General features: G+C 36.3%; 21 protein-coding genes and 1 riboswitch. Of the genes, 2 read left to right on the top strand and 19 right to left on the bottom strand.

Translation table 11 applies throughout. The features are described 5' to 3' along the window. Positions 1-171: 171 nt before the first annotated feature. Positions 172-714 (top strand): GNAT family N-acetyltransferase, encoded by a 543-nt coding sequence (locus ACFVT8_RS07850; RefSeq protein ID WP_387083056.1) that lies wholly within the window; start codon positions 172-174, stop codon positions 712-714. Positions 715-902: 188 nt separating this feature from the next. Here the strand turns inward: ACFVT8_RS07850 and ACFVT8_RS07855 are convergent, their stop codons facing one another. The 19 genes from ACFVT8_RS07855 to ACFVT8_RS07945 all read right to left on the bottom strand — a co-directional run bounded on the left by ACFVT8_RS07855 (position 903) and on the right by ACFVT8_RS07945 (position 18,446). Next, positions 903-1,016, bottom strand: coding sequence for a DUF6980 family protein (locus tag ACFVT8_RS07855; protein WP_387083057.1), 114 nt, complete (start codon positions 1,014-1,016; stop codon positions 903-905). Between the two features lie 38 nt (positions 1,017-1,054). Continuing rightward, complete coding sequence (locus tag ACFVT8_RS07860) at positions 1,055-1,306, bottom strand: hypothetical protein (RefSeq protein WP_387083058.1); 252 nt, start codon at positions 1,304-1,306, stop codon at positions 1,055-1,057. A 220-nt stretch (positions 1,307-1,526) separates the two neighbouring features. Then, the gene (locus tag ACFVT8_RS07865; RefSeq protein WP_387083059.1) at positions 1,527-1,940 is read right to left on the bottom strand and encodes a hypothetical protein; all 414 of its coding nucleotides are present in this window, start codon (positions 1,938-1,940) and stop codon (positions 1,527-1,529) included. A gap of 181 nt (positions 1,941-2,121) precedes the next feature. Next, complete coding sequence (locus ACFVT8_RS07870; RefSeq protein ID WP_387083060.1) at positions 2,122-2,586, bottom strand: DUF3291 domain-containing protein; 465 nt, start codon at positions 2,584-2,586, stop codon at positions 2,122-2,124. A gap of 206 nt (positions 2,587-2,792) precedes the next feature. Next, positions 2,793-2,981 carry a DUF4177 domain-containing protein gene (locus ACFVT8_RS07875; RefSeq protein ID WP_387083061.1) on the bottom strand — a complete coding sequence of 63 codons (189 nt, stop codon included), beginning with the start codon at positions 2,979-2,981 and terminating at the stop codon, positions 2,793-2,795. 296 nt (positions 2,982-3,277) lie between these two features. Then, positions 3,278-4,984 carry a M56 family metallopeptidase gene (locus ACFVT8_RS07880; RefSeq protein ID WP_387083062.1) on the bottom strand — a complete coding sequence of 569 codons (1,707 nt, stop codon included), beginning with the start codon at positions 4,982-4,984 and terminating at the stop codon, positions 3,278-3,280. 2 nt (positions 4,985-4,986) lie between these two features. Beyond that, positions 4,987-5,388: a BlaI/MecI/CopY family transcriptional regulator gene (locus ACFVT8_RS07885; RefSeq protein ID WP_370082373.1), complete on the bottom strand. Its 402-nt coding sequence runs from the start codon at positions 5,386-5,388 to the stop codon at positions 4,987-4,989. 405 nt (positions 5,389-5,793) lie between these two features. Next, entirely contained in the window at positions 5,794-7,053 is a 1,260-nt protein-coding gene (locus ACFVT8_RS07890; RefSeq protein ID WP_387083063.1) for a DUF4179 domain-containing protein, read from the bottom strand. Further along, the gene (locus tag ACFVT8_RS07895; RefSeq protein ID WP_387083064.1) at positions 7,050-7,550 is read right to left on the bottom strand and encodes a sigma-70 family RNA polymerase sigma factor; all 501 of its coding nucleotides are present in this window, start codon (positions 7,548-7,550) and stop codon (positions 7,050-7,052) included. Before ACFVT8_RS07895 ends, ACFVT8_RS07890 begins: the two co-directional genes overlap by 4 nt. Positions 7,551-7,821: 271 nt before the next feature. Next, positions 7,822-9,810 carry a S9 family peptidase gene (locus tag ACFVT8_RS07900; protein WP_387083065.1) on the bottom strand — a complete coding sequence of 663 codons (1,989 nt, stop codon included), beginning with the start codon at positions 9,808-9,810 and terminating at the stop codon, positions 7,822-7,824. A 186-nt stretch (positions 9,811-9,996) separates the two neighbouring features. After that, positions 9,997-10,884 (bottom strand): ribokinase, encoded by an 888-nt coding sequence (rbsK, locus tag ACFVT8_RS07905; RefSeq protein WP_387083066.1) that lies wholly within the window; start codon positions 10,882-10,884, stop codon positions 9,997-9,999. 401 nt (positions 10,885-11,285) lie between these two features. After that, on the bottom strand, positions 11,286-12,104 hold the full coding sequence (locus tag ACFVT8_RS07910; protein ID WP_387083067.1) for an energy-coupling factor ABC transporter ATP-binding protein: 819 nt from the start codon (positions 12,102-12,104) through the stop codon (positions 11,286-11,288). Then, the gene (locus tag ACFVT8_RS07915) at positions 12,097-12,963 is read right to left on the bottom strand and encodes an energy-coupling factor ABC transporter ATP-binding protein (protein ID WP_387083068.1); all 867 of its coding nucleotides are present in this window, start codon (positions 12,961-12,963) and stop codon (positions 12,097-12,099) included. Before ACFVT8_RS07915 ends, ACFVT8_RS07910 begins: the two co-directional genes overlap by 8 nt. Next, on the bottom strand, positions 12,960-13,703 hold the full coding sequence (locus tag ACFVT8_RS07920; RefSeq protein ID WP_387083069.1) for an energy-coupling factor transporter transmembrane component T family protein: 744 nt from the start codon (positions 13,701-13,703) through the stop codon (positions 12,960-12,962). Before ACFVT8_RS07920 ends, ACFVT8_RS07915 begins: the two co-directional genes overlap by 4 nt. Positions 13,704-13,762: 59 nt before the next feature. Continuing rightward, the gene (locus tag ACFVT8_RS07925) at positions 13,763-14,362 is read right to left on the bottom strand and encodes an ECF transporter S component (RefSeq protein WP_387083070.1); all 600 of its coding nucleotides are present in this window, start codon (positions 14,360-14,362) and stop codon (positions 13,763-13,765) included. Positions 14,363-14,384: 22 nt separating this feature from the next. Continuing rightward, complete coding sequence (locus tag ACFVT8_RS07930; RefSeq protein WP_387083071.1) at positions 14,385-15,347, bottom strand: nucleoside hydrolase; 963 nt, start codon at positions 15,345-15,347, stop codon at positions 14,385-14,387. Positions 15,348-15,388: 41 nt separating this feature from the next. Beyond that, entirely contained in the window at positions 15,389-16,405 is a 1,017-nt protein-coding gene (locus ACFVT8_RS07935) for a LacI family DNA-binding transcriptional regulator (RefSeq protein WP_387083072.1), read from the bottom strand. Between the two features lie 312 nt (positions 16,406-16,717). Next, positions 16,718-17,392: a precorrin-3B methylase gene (locus ACFVT8_RS07940; RefSeq protein ID WP_387083073.1), complete on the bottom strand. Its 675-nt coding sequence runs from the start codon at positions 17,390-17,392 to the stop codon at positions 16,718-16,720. A 52-nt stretch (positions 17,393-17,444) separates the two neighbouring features. Continuing rightward, positions 17,445-18,446, bottom strand: coding sequence for an ABC transporter substrate-binding protein (locus ACFVT8_RS07945; RefSeq protein ID WP_387083074.1), 1,002 nt, complete (start codon positions 18,444-18,446; stop codon positions 17,445-17,447). A 167-nt stretch (positions 18,447-18,613) separates the two neighbouring features. Then, a riboswitch (cobalamin riboswitch) is annotated at positions 18,614-18,799 on the bottom strand. Between the two features lie 179 nt (positions 18,800-18,978). On the opposite strand from ACFVT8_RS07945, the gene ACFVT8_RS07950 reads away from it, so the two are divergent. Continuing rightward, positions 18,979-20,919 (top strand): GTP-binding protein, encoded by a 1,941-nt coding sequence (locus ACFVT8_RS07950; RefSeq protein ID WP_387083075.1) that lies wholly within the window; start codon positions 18,979-18,981, stop codon positions 20,917-20,919. Positions 20,920-21,055 lie beyond the last annotated feature (136 nt).

Genomic DNA, 21,055 nt, shown 5'->3' on the forward strand with positions numbered 1-21,055 from the left:
CTCATTCCTAAAATTTGGGATGTTTTTTAAAATTTTTTTACCATGTAAATTAGTTGATTGGAGCGCAGTGGCTCATCGGACTCCTCAAAGAAAGCGCACAGTCGGAACGGAATCAACCCTACGCTATGGTGAGTGTCATTTTAAAAAATATTGATAAATGGAGATGATTAAATGGGATATGTACGTGAAAAGTTAATGATTACTACAGAAAGACTCGTTCTTAGATTATTTCAAACATCTGATGCAGAAACGGTTACAAAGCTTTGCAATAACTATAATATTTTTAAAAGCACTATGAATCTACCTTATCCATATAGTTTAAATGACGCATTATCATGGATGGAACATCATTACGATCATTTTACGCAGGATATTTCGTACGAGTTTGCTGTTACTGATAAGGAAACTGGCGAATTATATGGAGCCATTGCATTATCGAATAATAAACATTTTAATCAAGGTGAAATAGCTTATTGGATTGGCGAGGAATATTGGGGAAAAGGCTATGCCACAGAGGCAGCACAATCGATTGTACAATTTGCTTTTGAAGAAAAGAAACTGCACAAAGTGTTTGCCCGATATTTTTCAACGAACCCTGCTTCAGGAAAAGTAATGGAGAAGATTGGCATGAAACAAGAAGGAATTTTAAAGGATCATATAATTAAAGACAGTAAATATGAAGATTTGGTATATTATGGAGTAATCAATGGATAGGCAAGTGTTTCCGACGATTTAGTTCATTCACCTTAATTAAAAGATTGTTGTTGTTAAAACATAAAACAGAGTTACTCTACAAAATGTGTAGAATCAACTCTGTTTTTTGGTTTGATATTTTGTATTTCGAATATGTAACTAAAGCACATGTTAGCAATTGAGAAATTAACTGAATATGTTACGTATGATTAAATTTCTTCATAAAAAATGACTATTTTATCAGGACATTCAAACGGATTCTCATGTATTTCACACTTGAAACTTGCATGAAAAGTCATATCCTCACAACAATGTTTTTTCATAATTTCATTTCCCCTTATTTAAAACATCACAAACGGTATCATTTACTATTAATTATATCGTCTTGGCATCCATCTAACGGGTCATCAATAAATAGCCAACCCTCATTATTAATACCTAATTTTCCACAGAATTCTTCCGCTTCTTCTAAAACTTCAAAACACATATCAGCAAAACAACTAGTATCTTGTATTGTATTATATAAAAACACGAATGTTTCATCGGGCGATTCATAAATCATTACTTTACATATGTCATCAATCTTTTCCTCAAGAACAGCATATTTCCTCATTATTTCACCTCTTTACTATTAATCCACTGATTCAACCTTATACAGTTAATTCTCTGCATTCCCTTAATACACTATCCTACTCCGTTAGCTCAATAAAAAAAAGAGTTGCCTATGCAACTTAATGATCTTCAAGTAAAGCACCCGTTAATTGAATAAGGAAAAATTAATTTATGTTATGGTATGCCCTTTCCCTGACTTTATATATTTTATTTGGTCTGAGTTAATAGCGGAAGTATCTCTTTAATAAAAGAACCGTTTTTAAACCCTTAATTCTTATACCAAACCCATTGTCAGACTCATAACCTCTTATATGGTATTTAATTCTTATTGGTGTGTTTTTTTGTAATACAATAGCTGAGAAATCCCACGGAAATACCTTTAATGTTTTTCTAATATCCATAGTTGTAGCTGGACTATGTAATATTGATATTTTATTTTCCTGTTCTTTATACACGACGGCATTATCCAAGATTTTAAAACGATAGTTATTAATTAAAGCGGCCACATCTTCTTCATAATATAGTTCTAAAAAAACAAGTTTATTTCCTTTATCTTTACAAAATTTATTGAGAACCTTAGCCTCATCTTCAATGTTTTCGATATAGATGTATGATAAATCATATCTTATGTCCAAATAAAACACTCACTTTTTTCTGTTATTTAACAAAAATATTACCATAATCTTAAGTAATTAACCTGCACCGTTAGTTCAATAAAGAAAAAAAGAGCTGCATATGCAACTCAATGATCTTCAAGTAAAGCACATCGTTAGTTTAAGTGTAATACTTCACAATTCCCTTCAGAGTGAACCCTTGCTACTTTATCAAGAAACTCTCCCCTATTTCATTAAATGTATGCTTAAAATCAAATGCAAAAGGAGTTGGACCATGCTGAATATAATAGTTGTATCTCTTAAATGCTTCCTCCCATGAGACATCCTTGACATTTTTTGTCCACCAAACTACATAAGAAAGGTGTTTCTCTGGATATTCCTCCATCCATTTGCTTCTATCTCGTAATGCTTGTATATGCTGTCCCGAATAGGTAAAGCGATATAAGGATTGAAGATTTCTCCATACTGTAAGAGTAAGAATAGGAGGACCATTTCCCTTTACGGTTTTTTCAGGGAAAGGGACTCCTTCAGGTGAAAATGCCTCTACAAGTCCTGATTTAGTTGCCTGACGATATACTTCATTTCCCACTTGATAAAATTCACGAGAGCTAGGGTGGTCATAGGGGTGGTTTAACCTACCAACAGTAAAGATTGAAACTAATGCCATAATCAGCCCTCCATCTATAGTCTTTTTATAGATATATTTCTAGTAAAAGTGTGAAATTCCTTCTTCAACTATCCTGCTCAGTTAGCTCATTAAGAAAAAAGAGCTGCACATGCAGCTCAATGATCTTCAAGAAAAACGTCTGTTAATTTAAGTGGAATTATTTACAAACTAATATCTTTGTTCATTATTGATTCTAGAAAAGAAAACTATTGATCTTCTTCATATTTTTCAAAAACCAAATCAATTGCTTTAATCTGGCCATATGACCCACTACTTTTAGGAATAGCAGCAACAAATCTCCAGCCTTCTTTACTATACTTATCAATTATTTCCCTATGACTATCCATTGTAAAAAAACCAGCAATCTTTGCTTCTACATACATATATTTATACATTTTTATACACCTCATATATTATTTGATTTCGCAAAATCAATAATGTTAATAAATAGTTATACGAACCTACAGAGTAAAAGTTTCTAACTGGTTCGTCCATTAACTTGCCCTTTGAATAAAGGACCATAATAAGAGTGTTTTTATACGTATTTATACTCAACTAAGTGGAAAGCTCCGAAAGGATTTTAATCAGAAGTATTTTATATTGCGCCCATTTATTAAAGTATAATCCTTCACAAACATTCTATTGTCAATTGGGGGACAGTTCATTTTAGCTAGCTGTTTCAATTAATATATTATATATCAATTCCTATGTTTTTACTCAGGTTTGCAATTGTAGAGTTCTCCTTATTCAACACATCACTCGTAATAATATTTATCGTATTAATTTCACTAAATGGACCTTCTAAGTAGGGAATAAGAATATACCTCTCATCGACTACTTTATTTATAAAGGTTTGCGAATCTGATGATTGATAAACAAAATCCTTCGATTTAATTTGAGTTTTATTATTAATTGTAAGTGTATCAACAGGGTAGAAAACTATATCTTTATCGGTTGTATTTTCAACTTTATAATATATTTCAATTAAATTTAATTCATCATTGAGATCTTTACCATGTTTCTCTTTGATTATTTTTACAGTTCTCTCAGGTAAATTTGTCCATTGTACAAATTTGATGGATTTAATAGTAAATTTAATAGCACCCATATCATAGGTTTTGTCTATCTGTTTAATATTAACTAATGTAGATTTAATATCATTAAGTATAGTATGCCACTGACCTACTTCTGTAAGTGGACCGTTTGTTGGTTCGCTATTTTTGACACTTAATTGAACCACCTCTGTTTTCCCTTTTTCTTCATTTAATTCCGTTTTTTCATTCATCGGGTTAGTCGGTTTATCTTCACGTGCATTTACTAAAGATATAGATGAGATAGCGATTAAAGTAGCAACGCCAAACGCAGACCAACGATAAGAGTTTTTGAATTTTTTTATCATAAGGATCCTCCTTTTCAAAGTTTTTTTATTTCTACTTAAGTTTGCTAAACTTGGTATTTGATAAAAATTTGAGTAGTGTTCTAAAAGACTAATAATAGTATGACCGTATGCAAGTTGCTCCTCTGAATTTATATATGTAAGAGCTAATGAATCACAGGCTAATTCCTGATCTTCTCTCATACATGAGTAGGCATACCAAAGAATAGGATTAAACCAATTTAGAATGAGTAAGCCATACATAAGCCAATTCACCCCAACATCTCTTCGTTTGATGTGGGCTAATTCGTGATGAAAAATGTATCGTAGCTGTTGCTCATTTAATACTTCCGAGTGAACACCTGACAATAACACCTTTGGCTTAATAAATCCGACCACAGTTGGACTTGAAATATTTCCAGCAAAAAGAAGCGGGATTTCCCGTTGAATAGACATAGAGTTTTTACAATTCTCAAAGATTGTGACAATCCTCTGATCTGTAATCAAAGGCTGTTTTTTTATTAAATGAAGTAAACGCCTATTTATAATGATAGTAGTAAAGCCCAAAATGATAACCCCAGTAAGCCAAATGTATATAAGAATTGTATAAAAAGAAAAAGTCTCATCATTTTGGTTTGCATTATTGCGACTTTGTTTTTTATTTTCCTCAGCTACTTGACTTGAACCAGTTGCAAAGGAATCTTCTTTAATAGCTAACTTTGAATTGTCTATATCTGTCGATTCTTTCATATGTTCTTTTGAAGAAGAAACAGTTGTATCAGCAGTCCCATTACTGTATGAAAAGATAGAGTAGATACTGTAGGTACTACTCAAAGACCATGGCAATAAAAGCCTTACAATTAATATCATCCAAAGTAGATATTGCCATCTTGGATTTAACTGATTTCTAAACAAAATTTTTACACATAAGATTAGAACAACTAGAATACTTGCCATAATTGAGGTTTCTATCACCCAATTAAAAAAGTGAGGTAGATAGACGTTTATAAACATATCCATCATTATTAGCTTTCCTTCCTCTGATTTTCCTCAGTTTTCTCATCCAGAATGCGCTTGAGTTCGTTAATATCTTCTGAAGACAACTTTTCTTCTTTTAAGAAGTTCACAAGAAGAGGTTTAAATGCTGCGCCATAGAAACGTTTAAGTAATGATTCTGTTTCTACTTGAAGATATTTATCTTGTGACACTAAAGGAAAATATGCATATATACGCCCTGTATCTTGATGGTAAGAAATGGCTTCTTTTTGAACTAATCGATTAATAAGTGTTCGAATTGTCTTCGGTTTCCAATCCGTTGTTGACTCTAATACTTTAATTACTTCATTTGCTGTTTGAGGGGATTTTGACCAAAGTACTTTCATAACTTCCAATTCAGCTTCGGATATCTTAGGTAATTCTTTCATAATATACAACTCACCTCCTGTATTACAAATGTAATCCATATACAAATATTACGTTTGTAATCAATAATTGTCAATGTTATTTTAATTTTTAAATAGATACTCACTATACGCTTTTGCATTAAAAGAACATAGCATTACACAAAGTATGTATCACAAAGGAAACTGTCGCGATATCGCAATAATGGAGAATTTCTATATCTTAAAATCAGAATTACAATGGAAGAGTTTTAAATGGAGCACTTCAAGCAAGAGATTGGACGTATATAGAATACTCACAAACAAATAAAGGCAAAATTAAAAGGTGTCTTATTATGAGCACACTTCACACTGAGCGACTGGAATATTACCATAAGTATTAAAAAATTAAAAAAATGTTCAAAAAGGAGAGCCTTTTTGAACATCTTTACTTTATTTCAATGGAATATCTAGTTCAATATTTTTTCCAATAGGATTGAAGAAATAGCTAATGTATAATTTTGCTTTGCCATCATAATTTTCAAAGTTCTCAGTCTCAAATAGGTACTGCTCATCATCTGAGAACGTGCTACCTTTATATTTTAACGTCGTGCCATCTGCTTTTACAGCATTATTTAAAAACGAATGTGCCCGTCTATCATCCCATTTTTTTGCAGCAAATGACACACTTTGCTGCGTTACAGAAATATCCCAATCCAAATATTCAGGCTTCGTGAGTACTTCTTTTTTGCCAAAATCAACTTCGATAAAATCCTCGCCCTTTGGAACGGCATGAACAGCTCCAATTAATATTTTGAGTGAATCTGAATCATGGAAATAATTACTTTGTAAATTAAACGTGAATTTGCCGTCGCGATTATCACCACCTAATGACAAGCCATATTTAATGCCTTCTCTTCGCTCCCCATTTTCCGTCTCGACCGCAATATCATCAAGCGCTAAAATTTGCATCGTATTCGCTTCATCTAATTCAATATCGATTGACGTTCTTAGTGGAGAACGGCGAATTTGTGTAATCGTAAATTTCTGACCACCGACGTCAACAATACGATTCGCAGTAATAATTTTTTCCTTTGCGATTTCGTTTTGTAGTGAAAACGGTATCGTAATTTCAATGTTCCCCTTATCTTTTTCATAAAAACGAAAAACCACTTTAAAATCCTTTGAAGTATAAGCGAAAGGCTCTGAAAAACTATAGTCTACTGAAGAAGAGAAGCGTGTTGGACTTGATTGATGATTTGTAAATGAAGCTCCGCCTTCAATTTCTTTGTCCCCTTGGAACAACTTAACTTCCTCCAAGTATAATTCCGACATATTAAATGTTGCATCGGCGTCATAGTAAAGTACTAATCCAGAATTATCTGCAATCACGCCTTGCACTGTAAGTGATAGACCATTTTTAGACTGCGTCGTATTAATTTCTTCATAGTATCCATTGTCCACAATATCTTTTATCCCTTTATCTCTTACAACCGCTAATACAATTTGTTGAAAGCCAGGAATTTTTGCAACATAGCTAGCAATCGTAGGAGAAATACGAATTGAAAATAAAAGGCTTAAGCAAAGCAAAAAGGCTATTGCAACCGGGACAATGCGCTTCTTTGCTCTTTTTTCTCGTTGAACTTTACGAAACATATCCATCCTAACTTGTTGAAGTTTCTCCTTTGGAACGTCAATCGGTAGTTTACTCATAGCCAGTCCTCCTTTTCTCCAGCGAAGTTTTTAAGCTTCTTTAATATGTGATGAAGCTTAGACTTTACAGTACCCTCCGGAATTTGATTTAGCTCGGCAATTTCTTTGTTTTTTAGTTGCTGAAAATATTTCATATAGACGAGTTGCTGCTCCGATAAGGATAAATGTTCCAATAAGCGCTCCATATCAGAGTAGATAACCCATTCAACTTGGTGATGTTCTTGTATTGAAATAGTTGGTTGACGTTTTCGCAAATGGTCTTTACAACAATTGATTAAGACGCGCACGAGCCATGTTCTGGCATATTCGTGTTGTTTGACGGTATGCATTTTTTTTAGTGCCTTGTAAACTAGGTCCTGCATCACGTCTAAAGCGTCTTGCTCATTTTTCAGATATGTAAAAGCCATGCGATATAAAATATCTTCATCCATTTCAATAAGTGAAAGTATCGCTTGATGATCCCCTCGAATAGCACGCTGCACGATTTCAAATTCCATCCTTTTCGCCTCCTTCCTCCATTAGACGGAGCGATGCTTCATTTCGTTCAAAAATTTTAAAATTATTTAGAAAACTATTTATGGAATTGCCTTTACTCTTTGCGTCAACGATGTTCCTTTGAAGATATAAGTTTTAATTCATTCCTCAACGAACATGCGCCGTTAATTGAAGGGCAACAATCTTTACAAAACAGCCTTTGTTAAACAAGGTATGTAAAAATAATAGGTGGCCAAAGCAGTATTTTCACTTCTTTGGCCACCTATATTTATTTTATAGATATTTCACAAACCAATCCCTAATATATTCTAGTCTATTGATTCTTAACGTTGGTTTTCCACTTCTAGAAAGTTCGTGATTGGATTCAGGGAAGCGAACAAATTTAGTTTCTTTTTTACGATGTTTTAAGGCAATAAATAATTGCTCTGCTTGTTCAATCGGACAGCGATAATCTTTTTCGCTGTGTAAAATTAACAGTGGCGTCTCCACATTGTCTACATATTTAAGTGGAGAATGATTCCATAGCTTCTCTATATCGTCAAGTCCCGCTTGGATTTGCCAGTCATTGAAGTAATAGCCGATATCACTTACTCCGTAAAAGCTAATCCAGTTCGAAATGCAACGTTGCGTAACAGCAGCTTTAAAGCGATTTGTATGACCGACAATCCAGTTTGTCATGAAGCCCCCATAGCTCCCACCTGTCACCCCGAGACGATTTTTGTCAATGAAATCATAATGCTCCAATGCATAATCAACAGCAGCCATTAGATCATTATAATCATTGCCTCCATAATCACCACGAACCGCATCAACAAATTTTTGACCGTAGCCATGACTTCCACGAGGATTCGTAAAGAGTACCGCATAACCTTGTGCAGCAAGGATTTGGAATTCGTTAAAATATGAGTTGGCATACATAGCGTGCGGTCCACCATGGATTTCAAGAATAAGTGGATACTTTTTCCCTTCCTCATAGCCAATAGGCTTCATCATCCAGCCGCTTACTTTCCAGCCATCTGCTCCTTCATATTCAATTGCTTCTGGAACTGATAATTCTCTAGACTTTAAAAATTCTTCGTTAACTTTCGTAAGTTGTTCCTTTTCACCAGTATTTAAATTTACGTAAAATAGATCGCCTGGATTTGTAGTCGTACTAATCGCGACTACTGCTTTATCATTTTTCTGATCAAGTGAAAAACCATAGACATACTGATCATCATTAATCGCTGGATATAATTCTCCAGATAGATTGCCAAAATAAATAGCTGTATTTCCGTGATCTGTCACTTGAAAGTAAAAGCTTTTATTATCCTCCAACCATTGCACACGCGGAGCAACGACACCTTGCAGGAAATCACCAACAACCAAATCACCGACAGGCGCGTCAAATTCACTCGTTACACATGTTGTATTGTTATTTTCTAAATCATGAATCCATAATTTTGCTTGTGTCGCATTTTCAAATTCTCGTTCGCTACCAACATAAGCTACGTATCGGCTATTCGGAGACCATGAAATTTGATGAAACATCCCTGTACCTTCTGTTAGCTTGCGACCATGTTTCGTCTCTAAATCCAATAAGTAAATATCATTTAAGAATGAAAAATCTAGATCCTCTGATAAGTCAGCTGTGTAAGAAAGATATTTTCCGTTTGGAGACCATGTACCAAGTTGTAAATTATGTTTACCTTCCGTAACTAGCTCTAATTCTCCAGATTCCAGATTGACGATTGCAATTTGAGAAAATTTCTCCATATCAATAAAACCGGCTGAATCTGATTTATATTTCATCTTTTCTATTTCAAGTGGTTTTAGTTCTTTGTCATCTTTCTTATCATTATCAGCTTTATCATAAATGCTTTCATTTTTACCTAACTTTACTGAGAATGCTATGTTCTTTCCACAAGGAGACCAAGTAGGCGATGTCGCCCCGTTTTTACAATTAGTGAGTTGTTTCGCTTCCCCACCTGCTTTAGAAAGCATAAAAATTTGTGGCTTGCCATGTCTCGTTGATACAAATGCGATTTTACTACCATCAGGAGACCATGCAGGTGCATTCGTTTTATCTTCACCAAATGTCCATTGCTGAGGCTTTTTTTCATGCAAGTTTATGTAAAATAAATTAGATACGTAGTCCTTTTTCTTCTCATCAATATGCGTCTCCACATACACAACTTCTGTTCCGTCAGGTGATATTTGTGGATCTGCCACTGATTTTAATAGATATAGATCTTCTGGTTTTATCCCTTGTTTCAATGTCATATTTTATTTCCCCTTTGTGTTGAAATTTCATTACTTAGTACAATATTTCGACGCCCTAAGTATTATTCCTTCTTTTAAGGAGAATTTGTTTTTTTATCCCAGAGAAGATTTTACAATAGCGAGAATACATCTTAAAAAACGTAGCTACTTCGCAATAATTACAAAGAGCTACGGATACGGATATAATTATTCCAAGAATGAATCTGGGATAAATGGTTGTGCGCCCATTTGAGTAACTACAAAAGCTGCAACTTTCGTAGCAAAAACGATCGAATTTCGAAGTGACTCTCTCCTGCAAAGCGCAACTGCCAAAGCTCCATTAAATGCATCTCCCGCACCAGTAGTATCTATCGCATCAACACTTAACGCTTGAACCCAGCCACTTTCTCCATGGTTCATATAAAAAGAACCTCTAGATCCAAGTGTAACGACTATCGTTCCGACTCCTTTATCTAACAATAACCTACATGCGGAGCGAATATCTTCTTTCGTTGTTGTTTCAATACCTGTCAACTGCGCAAGTTCTGTTTCATTCGGTGTTAAAAAAGTAATATTCTTCAATAAAGAATCTGGTAATTCATGAGATGGTGCTGGATTAAGGATGATGATTTTTCCATGTTGAGATGCGATATCTACTGCCTTTTCAACTGCATCAAGTGGTATTTCAAGCTGAAGAAGGAGTACATCGCTTGAAGTAATGATATCTGCTTCCTGTTCAATTTGTTTAGGAGTAACTAAAAAGTTTGCACCAGAAAACAAAATGATCGCATTATCACCGTCATCTGTCACTTGGATAATCGCTTGCCCAGTAGCTCCTTCCTTCCGAATCGAATCAACATTAACGCCTTTATTTTTTAAATTATTTATCGCTTGTTCCCCAAAATCATCTTTTCCTATTTTTCCAATTAAATAAACATTTGCTCCTAGCTGGCTTGCTGTTGCTGCCTGATTAGCACCTTTTCCACCGAAATGAACACTATTAGACGCACTGTGAAGTGTTTCACCTTTATTTACAATGTATGGAACACGGTAGACAAGATCTATATTAATGCTTCCGACTAATGAAATATCCATGCCAGCTATCACCCTTTCATCAATTATGCCTCGGCGTAATTGCGTCCGGAATCGGCTTTGCGCTTAGGCCTGCAAATGTTTTTTGTGCGTAAGCGTAGTGCTAACGAAGCGACAGCAACGTCTCTTTGTCTGTGCGAAAGCGACGCGACAGCAACACACTACCAATGCAGGTCAGTTAGCCGTTGCGATGATTTTAGGCTAACATCCTTAATAAACTCCTTTCCGATTCCGTGACATCCTCCTGAGGCTTTGGGCCAACAAGATGTTGGTCACTCAGTCGTTGCCACAGGACGTGGCGTTCTTAGACTGAGTTCCTCTATTTCAGCGGATGTTTGGACACCCGCCGAAAAGTAGCTTAAATCCGCTTTCATCTCATCACCTATCGAGGTGGGAGACTTCTGCTAAAAGAAGTTAAAATCTCTTTTCTTTAATACGGATAATAATTGGCCTTTTGTTAAAATACCTTTCTCCAAGCCCAATAAGTTGGCCATTCTAGCTACTGCAGGCGGTTTCAGCATACTTTCTTCTAATATCGCATGATTATAAAAAATATGTTCTGACACATCATCTGCAATAATTTTACGATTTGCCATTACAACAATTCGAGAGAAATAATCAGTTACAAATTCCATATCGTGCGTAATTGCTATAACAGTCTTTCCTTTTCCCTCCAATTCGTCTAACAACTTACTTAATAATTCTAATCCAATCCGATCCTGTCCAGCTGTCGGCTCATCTAAAATAATTACATCTGAATCCATTGCCAAAACGGAAGCAATAGTAACGAATTTACGTACAGAATATGGGAGGTTATAAGGATTTTCGTGAGAAACATTACTAATTCCGCATAATTCAATAGCCCAATCTGTTAGCATGGATACACGTTCTGAATCAAAACCCATATTTTTAGGTCCAAACTGTACTTCCAATTCCACATTATTATGGAAAATTTGATCGTCCGGGTTTTGAAATACATAGCCAACCTTTCGAGATACTTGAGCTGTCGTATAGTCTTTTGTATGCCAATTCCCAACATATACCTCACCTTCTGTTGGCTTTAAAAGACCGTTCATTAATTTTACTGCTGTGGTTTTTCCAGCACCATTTTGTCCAATAATAGCTAAGCGTTGGCCAGCAGGAACAGTAAGTGTCAAATTTTCTAATGCTTTTGTTCCATCGGGATAAGCGAAACTAACGTTTTTCAATTGTAGTTCAGTCATAAGCACGCTCCTCTACGCTTGCCCAACTTATGCTTTCCGACAATTCCTCATCGCGAATTGGAACATATTTTAATGTAACACCGTTTTTTTGTAAATTTAGAGCGACCTCGGTTACATGAGGATATTGAATGTTATATTCTCCATAGCGCGGGTCAGCAAAAACTTCTCGCGTTGGACCTTGTAATACAATTTCTCCATTGTTGAGGACTATTAGATTGTCTGCATATTCAGCAATTAAGTCCATTTTATGTTCGACTAGGATAATTGTTTTTCCCTGTTCTTTCATGAAACGAATGATATCAAATACATGCTCCGTTCCAATTGGATCTAACTGAGATGTTGGCTCGTCAATGACAAGAATATCGGGATTCATTACGATGATTGAAGCAAGTGCAACACGTTGACGTTGACCACCCGAAAGCCCCATCGGATGTTTTTCTCGTAAATGCTCGATTTGAATAAGCTTTAAAATTTCATTTACTCTATCTATAATTTCATCTTCTTCTACACCTAAATTTTCTAGCCCATACGCTACCTCATCAAAGACAGTATCTTTTACACCAGATACTTGGATGAAAGGATTTTGAAAGACATATCCAATTTTGGCACCTAATTGTCCTAATTGGTATTCTACTATTCTTTTATCATCGACCATAACGTCACCTTCAAGGTCTCCCTTATAAAAGTGCGGAATGAAACCTCGTATGATATTACAAAGGGTCGTTTTACCAGAACCATTATTGCCAATAATGGCTGTAAATTTCCCCTTTTCAATTGTAAAAGACACATTTTTTATATTCCAAACATCACTAACTGGATATCGATATGAGACATTTTTCATTTCAATGATAGAATTCATATGAGGACCCTCCATAACACCAATCCTATTAAAACAATAATGTAGACGAATGGTAGAATTCGATCAGCTGTACTTTTTGTCAGCTTATGCAAACTAGTCTTCTTTGTTGGAGCAGAAAACGCTCTCGATTCTAAAGTAATTGCTCGTTCTTCAGTACTTGATATTGACGATAATATAAGAGGAGTTAAGGTTGGGATAAATGCTTTCGCTCTCGTTAACAACGACCCTTCCGTTTCAACCCCACGTGTTTTTTGGGCATCCATAATTGTGTTCGCATGGCGTCGCATTTCTGGAATAATTTGCAATGTTGATAGAACAACATACGCTCCCATTGGTGGGAGACCTACGTCTTCTAGCGATTTTACAAAATCACGAACCTCTGTTAAACGGAAAAATAATATGAAAGCAGATCCCATCGTCAGAATACGAGAAGTAAGCGTTAATCCGTAATTCAAACCCTCTTCAGTCCACTTGAATATTCCCCATTGTCCCATCACATGATCACCTGGATAGAACAAGAGCTGCATGAAGAAAACGATGATTAATAAAAATAACAAAGCCTTCACGACAGTTCCCAAAAACTCTTTCGCAATGCCTGCAGCGATAGCTATGAGAAGTAAAATTGGAAAAACTAAAAATGAGAATTTAAACCCGGGAATAATAAGAACGGCAGTAGCTATAAGCAATGCAAAGAAGAATTTAGTCATTGGATGTAGCTGCTGAATGAATTTTTTCTGCAAGTCGAACCCTCCTCAGAAAAAGTAGATCTTTCCGCTCAGGCAGAACGGAAAGAGTTCAATTATCTGCTTTCACGTTTCATATATAAAGTCCCGTAATTCATTTTTGATAAATAGCGATCAGACATTTTTCTTACAATAAAGTAAACGATTAGAGCTGATACTACTTTGTCCGCAATTTCAAAAATAAAGGATGAGGCGAATACGGCACTCCAAATTTTTTGTCCTGAAGCAAGGAATGTAGCAGTAAGAATAGATCCTGTACCTCCAGTAGCTCCTCCAAAAACTAACACCGTAATTGGAGCAGAGACAATAACAGCAATGAATGTAATCACAATACCGGAAATAATCGTTTTAGGAATATTTTTAAACATTCCTCCTTTAGACAAGTATCCTACACCTAACCCAATCGCCACAGATGTAATGGCATACGGGAAATACGTAGGATTGAAAATACCATTTATAAGGTTTGTAATCAATCCAGCAAGTAAAGCAACCCAAGGACCAGCAACAACCCCGATCAAAATGGTTCCAATCGTATCAAGAAAAATAGGGAGCCTTAAAACGTTAGCAATTTGAAAACCGACAATATTCACTGCTACACCAATTGGAATAAGAAGCATAGACATCATATTAAAGTCATCTTTAAAACTACGTTTCATCTTGGTTTCCCACCTTTTTTAATTATTGACCGATTTGACGGCCCATTTTTGCAATCGCTTCCATAAATTGATTAACAAAAGCCTCACGATTTACCGAATGTAATACTTTTACATTATGCGGTTTTCCGGAACGGTGCATGTAATCTACAACAGTCGCACCAGCAGTATGGCGCCCTTCTGTTTCTACAGCTACAAAACAATCTTCCCCTTCAAAAAGTTCAGGTGTGACAACATATGACACAGCACAAAGATCATGCAAACGAAACTCATTTTCAAAATCAGTTTCTTGGAAATCATTATTTTTTGCATTTTGAATATAGAAGCGAAGCATTGCGCCAATTTTTTGTGATAAATCTGTCTCCATGCTTTCAATTTGATTTAACTCTTCCATATTGACATACGCTTTATGAGTAACATCGAGTCCGCTCATGATAATAGGAATTCCTGAACGAAAAACGATATCGGCTGCATGCGGATCAACATATACATTAAATTCTGCAAAAGGACTCATATTGCCAGCTACAGCTGCACCACCCATATACGAAATATAGCTGATTTTTTCTTTTACTTCTGGATGAGCAAGCAGCAATGCTCCGATATTTGTAAGTGGGCCCGTTGCGATTAATACGATTGGTTCCTCACTTTCAGTTAAAACATCTACTAAAGCATTAATGGCCGTTCTATCACTTTCAAGTAAATCCGGCTCCGGTAAAATGACTTCTCCTAACCCACTTTCCCCATGAACATCATCAGCAACCTCAAGTTTATGGAAGAAAGGAACATCCAATCCTCTTGCAATCTCAATATTTTGTTTCATGTAGCTTGTGAAGGCTCTAGCATTGTAGACCGTTTTATCTTGTGTTTGATTTCCTGGTTCGGTTGTAATTAACTTAATATCCAAATCCTCTCGAGAAAAAGCTAATAATAACGCCATTACATCGTCAATCCCCGGGTCACAATCAATAATTACTGGTATTTTCCCCATCAAATTCACTCCTCTAGTTAATCTATATTTCTTGTTGTTTATTATGATAAGCATAGATTTGGTGATGCACTACTTTCTCGTACTACCAGAGTTGGATTAAACATAACAGATGTCGTTTCGTTATTTTCTAGTTTTTGTATTAAAAGTTTTACAGCCTCCCGACCCATTAAATAAGTATCCTGACGAATTGTAGTTAGCTTAGGTATTAAAGCGGATACTAATGGAATATCGTCAAAGCCTACGATTGATAGATCAGTTGGTATATGAATACCTAACTCGTGAGCCATTCGGTAAACACCGAATGCCATTACATCATTAAAGGCAAAAATAGCTGTCACTTCTTTTTTCATAAGGAGATCTTTGGACTTTTGGTACGCCATTTCCATTTGAAAATTCCCTTCAATAATATGTGAAGGCAAAAGTTCAACACCTGATTCTGAAAGTGCTCTTTTGAAACCTTCTAAACGTTCATTAGACAAAGAAATAGACCTCGGTCCAATCATGCATGCTATCTTTTTATGTCCCAATTCTACTAAATGTTTTCCAGCTAAATATCCACCTTTATCATTATCTAAAAAGACACTGGAATGTTTTTTTTCATCCTTTCCCCTATCGACGAGCACAAAAGGAATTTTTGCACGTGATAATTGCTCTTCATCCGATGGCTCCAAATAATCTTTTGCCGAAAAAATAATACCATCTACTTGTTGTTCTTCTAATAGTCGTAAATATCGCTTTTCTTTATCAGATTGATCATCAGAATTACAGATGATTAAACTATATTCTCTTTCATTCGCTTCATCTTCCACCCCCCGACATAATTCAGGGAAATACGGATTCGAAATATTAGGAATAATTAATCCAAATATTTTTGATCGCTTCGTAACTAGACCACGAGCAAATTGGTTAGGCTGGAAATCGACCTCCTCCATTACTTTAAGTACCTTCTCACGTGTCTTTAGGGACATTCCCTCCTCTTTTTCATTCAACACTCGTGAAACAGTGGTAATGGAAACACCCGCTTTTTTCGCAATATCTTTAATAGTCCATCGTTTCATAACCTTCACCTACTATTACTATAAGATCATTCTTTAAGAAAACGTTTTACGAAAACGTTTTCTCAACTACCATATCATGACATAGTTAAATTGTCATTATTTTTTCAGAAAAATCCGAAAATTATAGTTATGAATCCATACAGTTGAAAGTGAAATGCCTACAGTTTATGATTGTAGGCATTTCATTAAAGCAGAACGAGATATTAATGATAAAACACTCCCCGCTATTATCATATGAAACGGGTCAGCTTACTCCCGAAAGCGTTCAGTCGGAACGAAAAACACGCTCCAGTTATGACAATGAGTATTAGATTAAGTCTTACTTTTTAACACTTCCCAATAATCAGCAGAGTTAGTTCTGCGATAAAATTTATAAAAAGGTTCCTTCGGACGAGCGTGTTCCTTATAGAGTTCAATGATTTGCCCTAAAAAATCTTCAATATGCTCCACTCCTACCCTTTTTGCAAACAGAGCTCCAGCTTGTGCATTCGCTCCCATTGGTACTGCCCCTAAATAGACATCAAAGCTTTCCTTTTGATAAACAAGCCCAATGTCATCATACACCGCATTATAACAGGCAGAGGCACAGCCATTGACGTTTAAGCGTAATCTTGTAGGGACTGTTATTCCTTCTATTGAATGATATAGCTGTTCAGTAATCGGTGCTGCCTCCATCTTATCACCATCACAAAAGTCACAAGCCTTCATCGACACAATCGGCCCTTGCTTTGCCACATACAGACCAGCCTCTTCTAACTCCTCAATAGTATTTGCTACATCTACTGTTGGAATAGATAATAATATGCTGTAAGAGGCTGAGTATTTGATTGCACCTATTTCCCCTACAACCTTCGCTATTGTTTGAAATTGTAAGGGAGTGTAATGCTTATTAATAATACCTGGGCTTATGGCAAGACGTGTAAAATCTCCATTACTGTTTAGCTTTTCAAAGGTTTTGTCCGGTATATTCGTACGGAATGCGTTCATAAATACTTCTCCTTATGAAAAAGGAGCTAGCAAAACGCTAGCCCAGATTTTTTTAGTTTTTAAAGCTATCAGGATAGAAGCCTTTTGCTAATACTTGAATGGCTTCTGCAGCACGAACTCCTTCTGACGCAGCAGAAAGCGGTAAGATTACAAATCGTTCATTTTTTACTGCTTCCGTTTCTTTTAAGGCTGGATCATTTTTTAAGAAATTTATTTTTTCTCCCGCCGTTGTTTCACCGTAATCAACGACAACAACAACTTCTGGATTTCGTTCTACTACATCCTCTTTAGATACCGTAGTCCAACCGGATTCAACATCACCAAAAATATTTTTACCGCCAGCCATCGTTACAAGCTCGTTCATAAAGTTTTGTCCAGCAGTAAAGACATCTTTATCACCACTATCAAACACTAATACGCGCAGTTCTTTCCCTTCTTGTGGTAATTTTGCACGTACTTCATCTACATCTTTTGTCATTTTCTCGATTAAAACTTCACCACGATCCTCAACGCGGAAAATTTTCGCTATATTTCGAATATCTGTGAAAATATCATCTAAAGTAGGTTTCGTCATATTTGAGGCAGTATGTAAATATGTGTGAATCCCTAATGCCTCAAGTTCTTCAGGTGTACCGACACCTTTCTCTCCAAAGGCACTTTTCCAACCACCGTATAAAAAGTCTGCCTCAGCATTAATAACCTGCTCCTTTGTGGGATACTGTTCAGCTAATACAGGTACTTTATCGTAGGCAGCTTGTAGAGGCTCATAAATTTTATCATCTAAGTATGCAGTCCCTACCATTGAATCTTCTAAACCTAAAGCCAACATAATTTCTGTTACGTGTTGATTTAAGCTAATCGCTTTTTTCGGTGCTTCTTTATATACTTGTGTTGTTCCATTATTTTCAATTGTTATTTCTGTCGTTGCAGCTTGTGATGGCTCTACCTTCTCACCTTTTGCTGCAGATTCTGGTTTGTCCTTTGCGTTACACGCGCCTAGTACAGCGATCAATGCTATTACAAAGACAAGCCATACGTGCTTCCATTTCTTCATGTCCTCTTCTCCTTTGTTGTTAAATATATAAAAAGAAATCATTAGACTTCTTTGCTCCCGAGTTAGGTTTCTAGAAAAGGGCATAAAAAAATCCCCTTGTTTCCAAGAGGTTAGCATAGCGAAAGAAAGGTTCTTCAACCGTTCACTATCTCCATCCTCGTGGTTTAAGTAAAAAATATATATTGGCAGGTATCCTGGCTTAGGTTCATCATCTATACGCCTTCCCATAGTGTTGCTACAGTGGCATCTCGTATAGACTCCCCATTTACAGTTGCGGGACAGCATCGGATTTGCACCGATTTCCCTTTTAAGCAAATGACAAAATCATTTGCACCAATACGTCGTTTTTATTTAATTGTAATTGATATCGAAAGATTAGCAGATTCACAATCTCCGAAAATATTAAAAAATTATAATCATAAATATATTAACACTATTCCGACATAAACACTAACGATTTTTAAACGAAATATTTTTCATTCCAATTCTGTTACAATGTTGATAAATGAATTAATAGAAACGAGGATTTTTTATGCATGTAACAATTGGAGTACTCGCACACGTAGATGCAGGAAAAACAACATTTTCTGAGCAGTTGCTTTTTCATACAAACAGTATTCAAGCCCGTGGACGAGTGGATCACCAGGATACATTTCTAGACAACCATGAACTGGAGCGTCAGCGGGGCATTACGATTTTTGCGGAGCAAGGTCGCATGACGATTGGAAACGATACATATACGTTAATTGATACACCTGGACACGTCGATTTCTCGCCGGAAATGGAACGTGCCATTCGGGTTATGGATTATGCCATTATAATTGTTAGTGCAGTTGAAGGACTACAAGGTCATACCGAAACAGTGTGGCAACTTTTACGCCAATATCACGTCCCAACCTTTTTCTTTATCAATAAAATTGACCGTGAAGGTGCAGATGTTGAAACCGTTATGGCACAGCTTCAAAAGGATTGCTCTGAGGATGTACTGTTCGTAGATGAACCGCTCCGCCCCGACTTTGTATCAACTCACATAATGGAGTGGATCGCTGAACGTGATGAACAGCTTCTGGATGCTTTTCTTAATGAGACATTGGATAGCTCTAGCTCCCTTACTCATTTACAAACAATGGTTAAACAGGAAAAGGCCTTTCTATGTTTTTCTGGCTCTGCCTTGAAAGATATTGGGATAAAAGAATTTCTAGCTCAGCTTCCCCTACTTACAGAAACAAATTTTCTTAATGATGCCCCGTTCCAAGGTGAGGTGTTTAAAATTCGTCATGATGGACATCAACGCTTAACTTTTTTAAAGGCATTGCAGGGCACATTGCATGTGAGAGATGAATTTTTCTTTGGAGATGCAACAGAAAAAGTGACTGAAATTCGCCTATACAATGGTAGCCGTTATGATACCGCTCAAGAAGTAGAAGCTGGAGAGATTTTCGCAGTTAAAGGGATTAGCGAGGGAAACATCGGAGATATCATTGGTTATTCAAGTAACCCGAAGCCCTATGAATTAGTACCGACTTTACAGGCAAAAGTACAATATGAAGGCGATCAACATATAAAGGAAGTATTAAAAATTTTCCGCACACTTGAAGCAGAAGAACCATCTTTACGTGTGCTGTGGCATGAAAAATTTCAAGAAATTCATGTACATATTATGGGTGTCATCCAACTCGAAGTTCTGATCGACGTGCTAAACAAACGCTTCTCGCTAGACATTTCATTTAGCGAACCACAGATTTTGTATATGGAAACAATCGCAACAATGGTGACGGGCTATGGTCATTTTGAGCCATTAAAGCATTATGCAGAAGTACATTTATTTATGGAGCCTAATACACGCGGTACTGGCAATACATTTGTCAATGCATGTCACGCGGATGATTTATCGGTCGGGCATCAACGACTCATTGAAAAACATTTATTCGAGCGCGATCATCATGGGCTGTTAACCGGATTCCCCGTGACAGATATTCGCTTCACTCTTTTAACGGGACGCGCACATATTAAACATACTGATGGTGGCGACTTCCGTGAGGCAACATTCCGAGCATTACGGCAAGGGCTAGAGCAAACAGAAAATGTATTACTAGAACCGTATTACCGCTTTAAACTAAAAGCCCCTAGTGATTTTATCGGCCGCATGATGACCGATATTCAACAAGCTGCTGGCACATTTGACGCGCCAATCTTAACTGAACATGATGCGATCTTAACCGGTCGAGCCCCCGTCGCAACATTTATGAGCTACAGTACAACTTTTGCCGCCTACACCAATGGTAAGGGCGTACTTTCTCTACAATTCGATGGTTATGATGTGTGTCACAATACAGAAGACATCATTGCGCAAATTGGCTACGATAAGAACGCCGATCCCGAATATACTTCTTCTAGTATTTTTTGTGCAAAAGGCAAGGGCTACTCCGTTCCATGGCAAGAGGCAGAAGCAGCTATGCATTGTATTGACTGAAATTATAAAAACAGGACATGAATTTATATCATTGTCCTGTTTTTTATGTTTCGTGGGTATTCTATTTCCTTTCGCGGTATTCGCCTTGCTTCCACGGGTATTCGACCTGCTTCCGCGGGTATTCCACCCCAATTCG

Source organism: Lysinibacillus sp. NPDC058147 (assembly GCF_042884205.1).
Lineage (GTDB): Bacteria > Bacillota > Bacilli > Bacillales_A > Planococcaceae > Lysinibacillus.

Excerpts from the sequence above, each read along its gene's own strand:
- ACFVT8_RS07850 (WP_387083056.1), top strand. The coding sequence starts at position 172 with ATGGGATATGTACGTGAAAAGTTAATGATTACTACAGAAAGACTCGTT.
- ACFVT8_RS07855 (WP_387083057.1), bottom strand. The coding sequence starts at position 1,016 with ATGAAAAAACATTGTTGTGAGGATATGACTTTTCATGCAAGTTTCAAG.
- ACFVT8_RS07860 (WP_387083058.1), bottom strand. The coding sequence starts at position 1,306 with ATGAGGAAATATGCTGTTCTTGAGGAAAAGATTGATGACATATGTAAA.
- ACFVT8_RS07870 (WP_387083060.1), bottom strand. The coding sequence starts at position 2,586 with ATGGCATTAGTTTCAATCTTTACTGTTGGTAGGTTAAACCACCCCTAT.
- ACFVT8_RS07875 (WP_387083061.1), bottom strand. The coding sequence starts at position 2,981 with ATGTATAAATATATGTATGTAGAAGCAAAGATTGCTGGTTTTTTTACA.
- ACFVT8_RS07880 (WP_387083062.1), bottom strand. The coding sequence starts at position 4,984 with ATGATGGATATGTTTATAAACGTCTATCTACCTCACTTTTTTAATTGG.
- ACFVT8_RS07890 (WP_387083063.1), bottom strand. The coding sequence starts at position 7,053 with ATGAGTAAACTACCGATTGACGTTCCAAAGGAGAAACTTCAACAAGTT.
- ACFVT8_RS07895 (WP_387083064.1), bottom strand. The coding sequence starts at position 7,550 with ATGGAATTTGAAATCGTGCAGCGTGCTATTCGAGGGGATCATCAAGCG.
- ACFVT8_RS07900 (WP_387083065.1), bottom strand. The coding sequence starts at position 9,810 with ATGACATTGAAACAAGGGATAAAACCAGAAGATCTATATCTATTAAAA.
- rbsK (WP_387083066.1), bottom strand. The coding sequence starts at position 10,884 with ATGGATATTTCATTAGTCGGAAGCATTAATATAGATCTTGTCTACCGT.
- ACFVT8_RS07910 (WP_387083067.1), bottom strand. The coding sequence starts at position 12,104 with ATGACTGAACTACAATTGAAAAACGTTAGTTTCGCTTATCCCGATGGA.
- ACFVT8_RS07915 (WP_387083068.1), bottom strand. The coding sequence starts at position 12,963 with ATGAATTCTATCATTGAAATGAAAAATGTCTCATATCGATATCCAGTT.
- ACFVT8_RS07925 (WP_387083070.1), bottom strand. The coding sequence starts at position 14,362 with ATGAAACGTAGTTTTAAAGATGACTTTAATATGATGTCTATGCTTCTT.
- ACFVT8_RS07930 (WP_387083071.1), bottom strand. The coding sequence starts at position 15,347 with ATGGGGAAAATACCAGTAATTATTGATTGTGACCCGGGGATTGACGAT.
- ACFVT8_RS07935 (WP_387083072.1), bottom strand. The coding sequence starts at position 16,405 with ATGAAACGATGGACTATTAAAGATATTGCGAAAAAAGCGGGTGTTTCC.
- ACFVT8_RS07940 (WP_387083073.1), bottom strand. The coding sequence starts at position 17,392 with ATGAACGCATTCCGTACGAATATACCGGACAAAACCTTTGAAAAGCTA.
- ACFVT8_RS07945 (WP_387083074.1), bottom strand. The coding sequence starts at position 18,446 with ATGAAGAAATGGAAGCACGTATGGCTTGTCTTTGTAATAGCATTGATC.
- ACFVT8_RS07950 (WP_387083075.1), top strand. The coding sequence starts at position 18,979 with ATGCATGTAACAATTGGAGTACTCGCACACGTAGATGCAGGAAAAACA.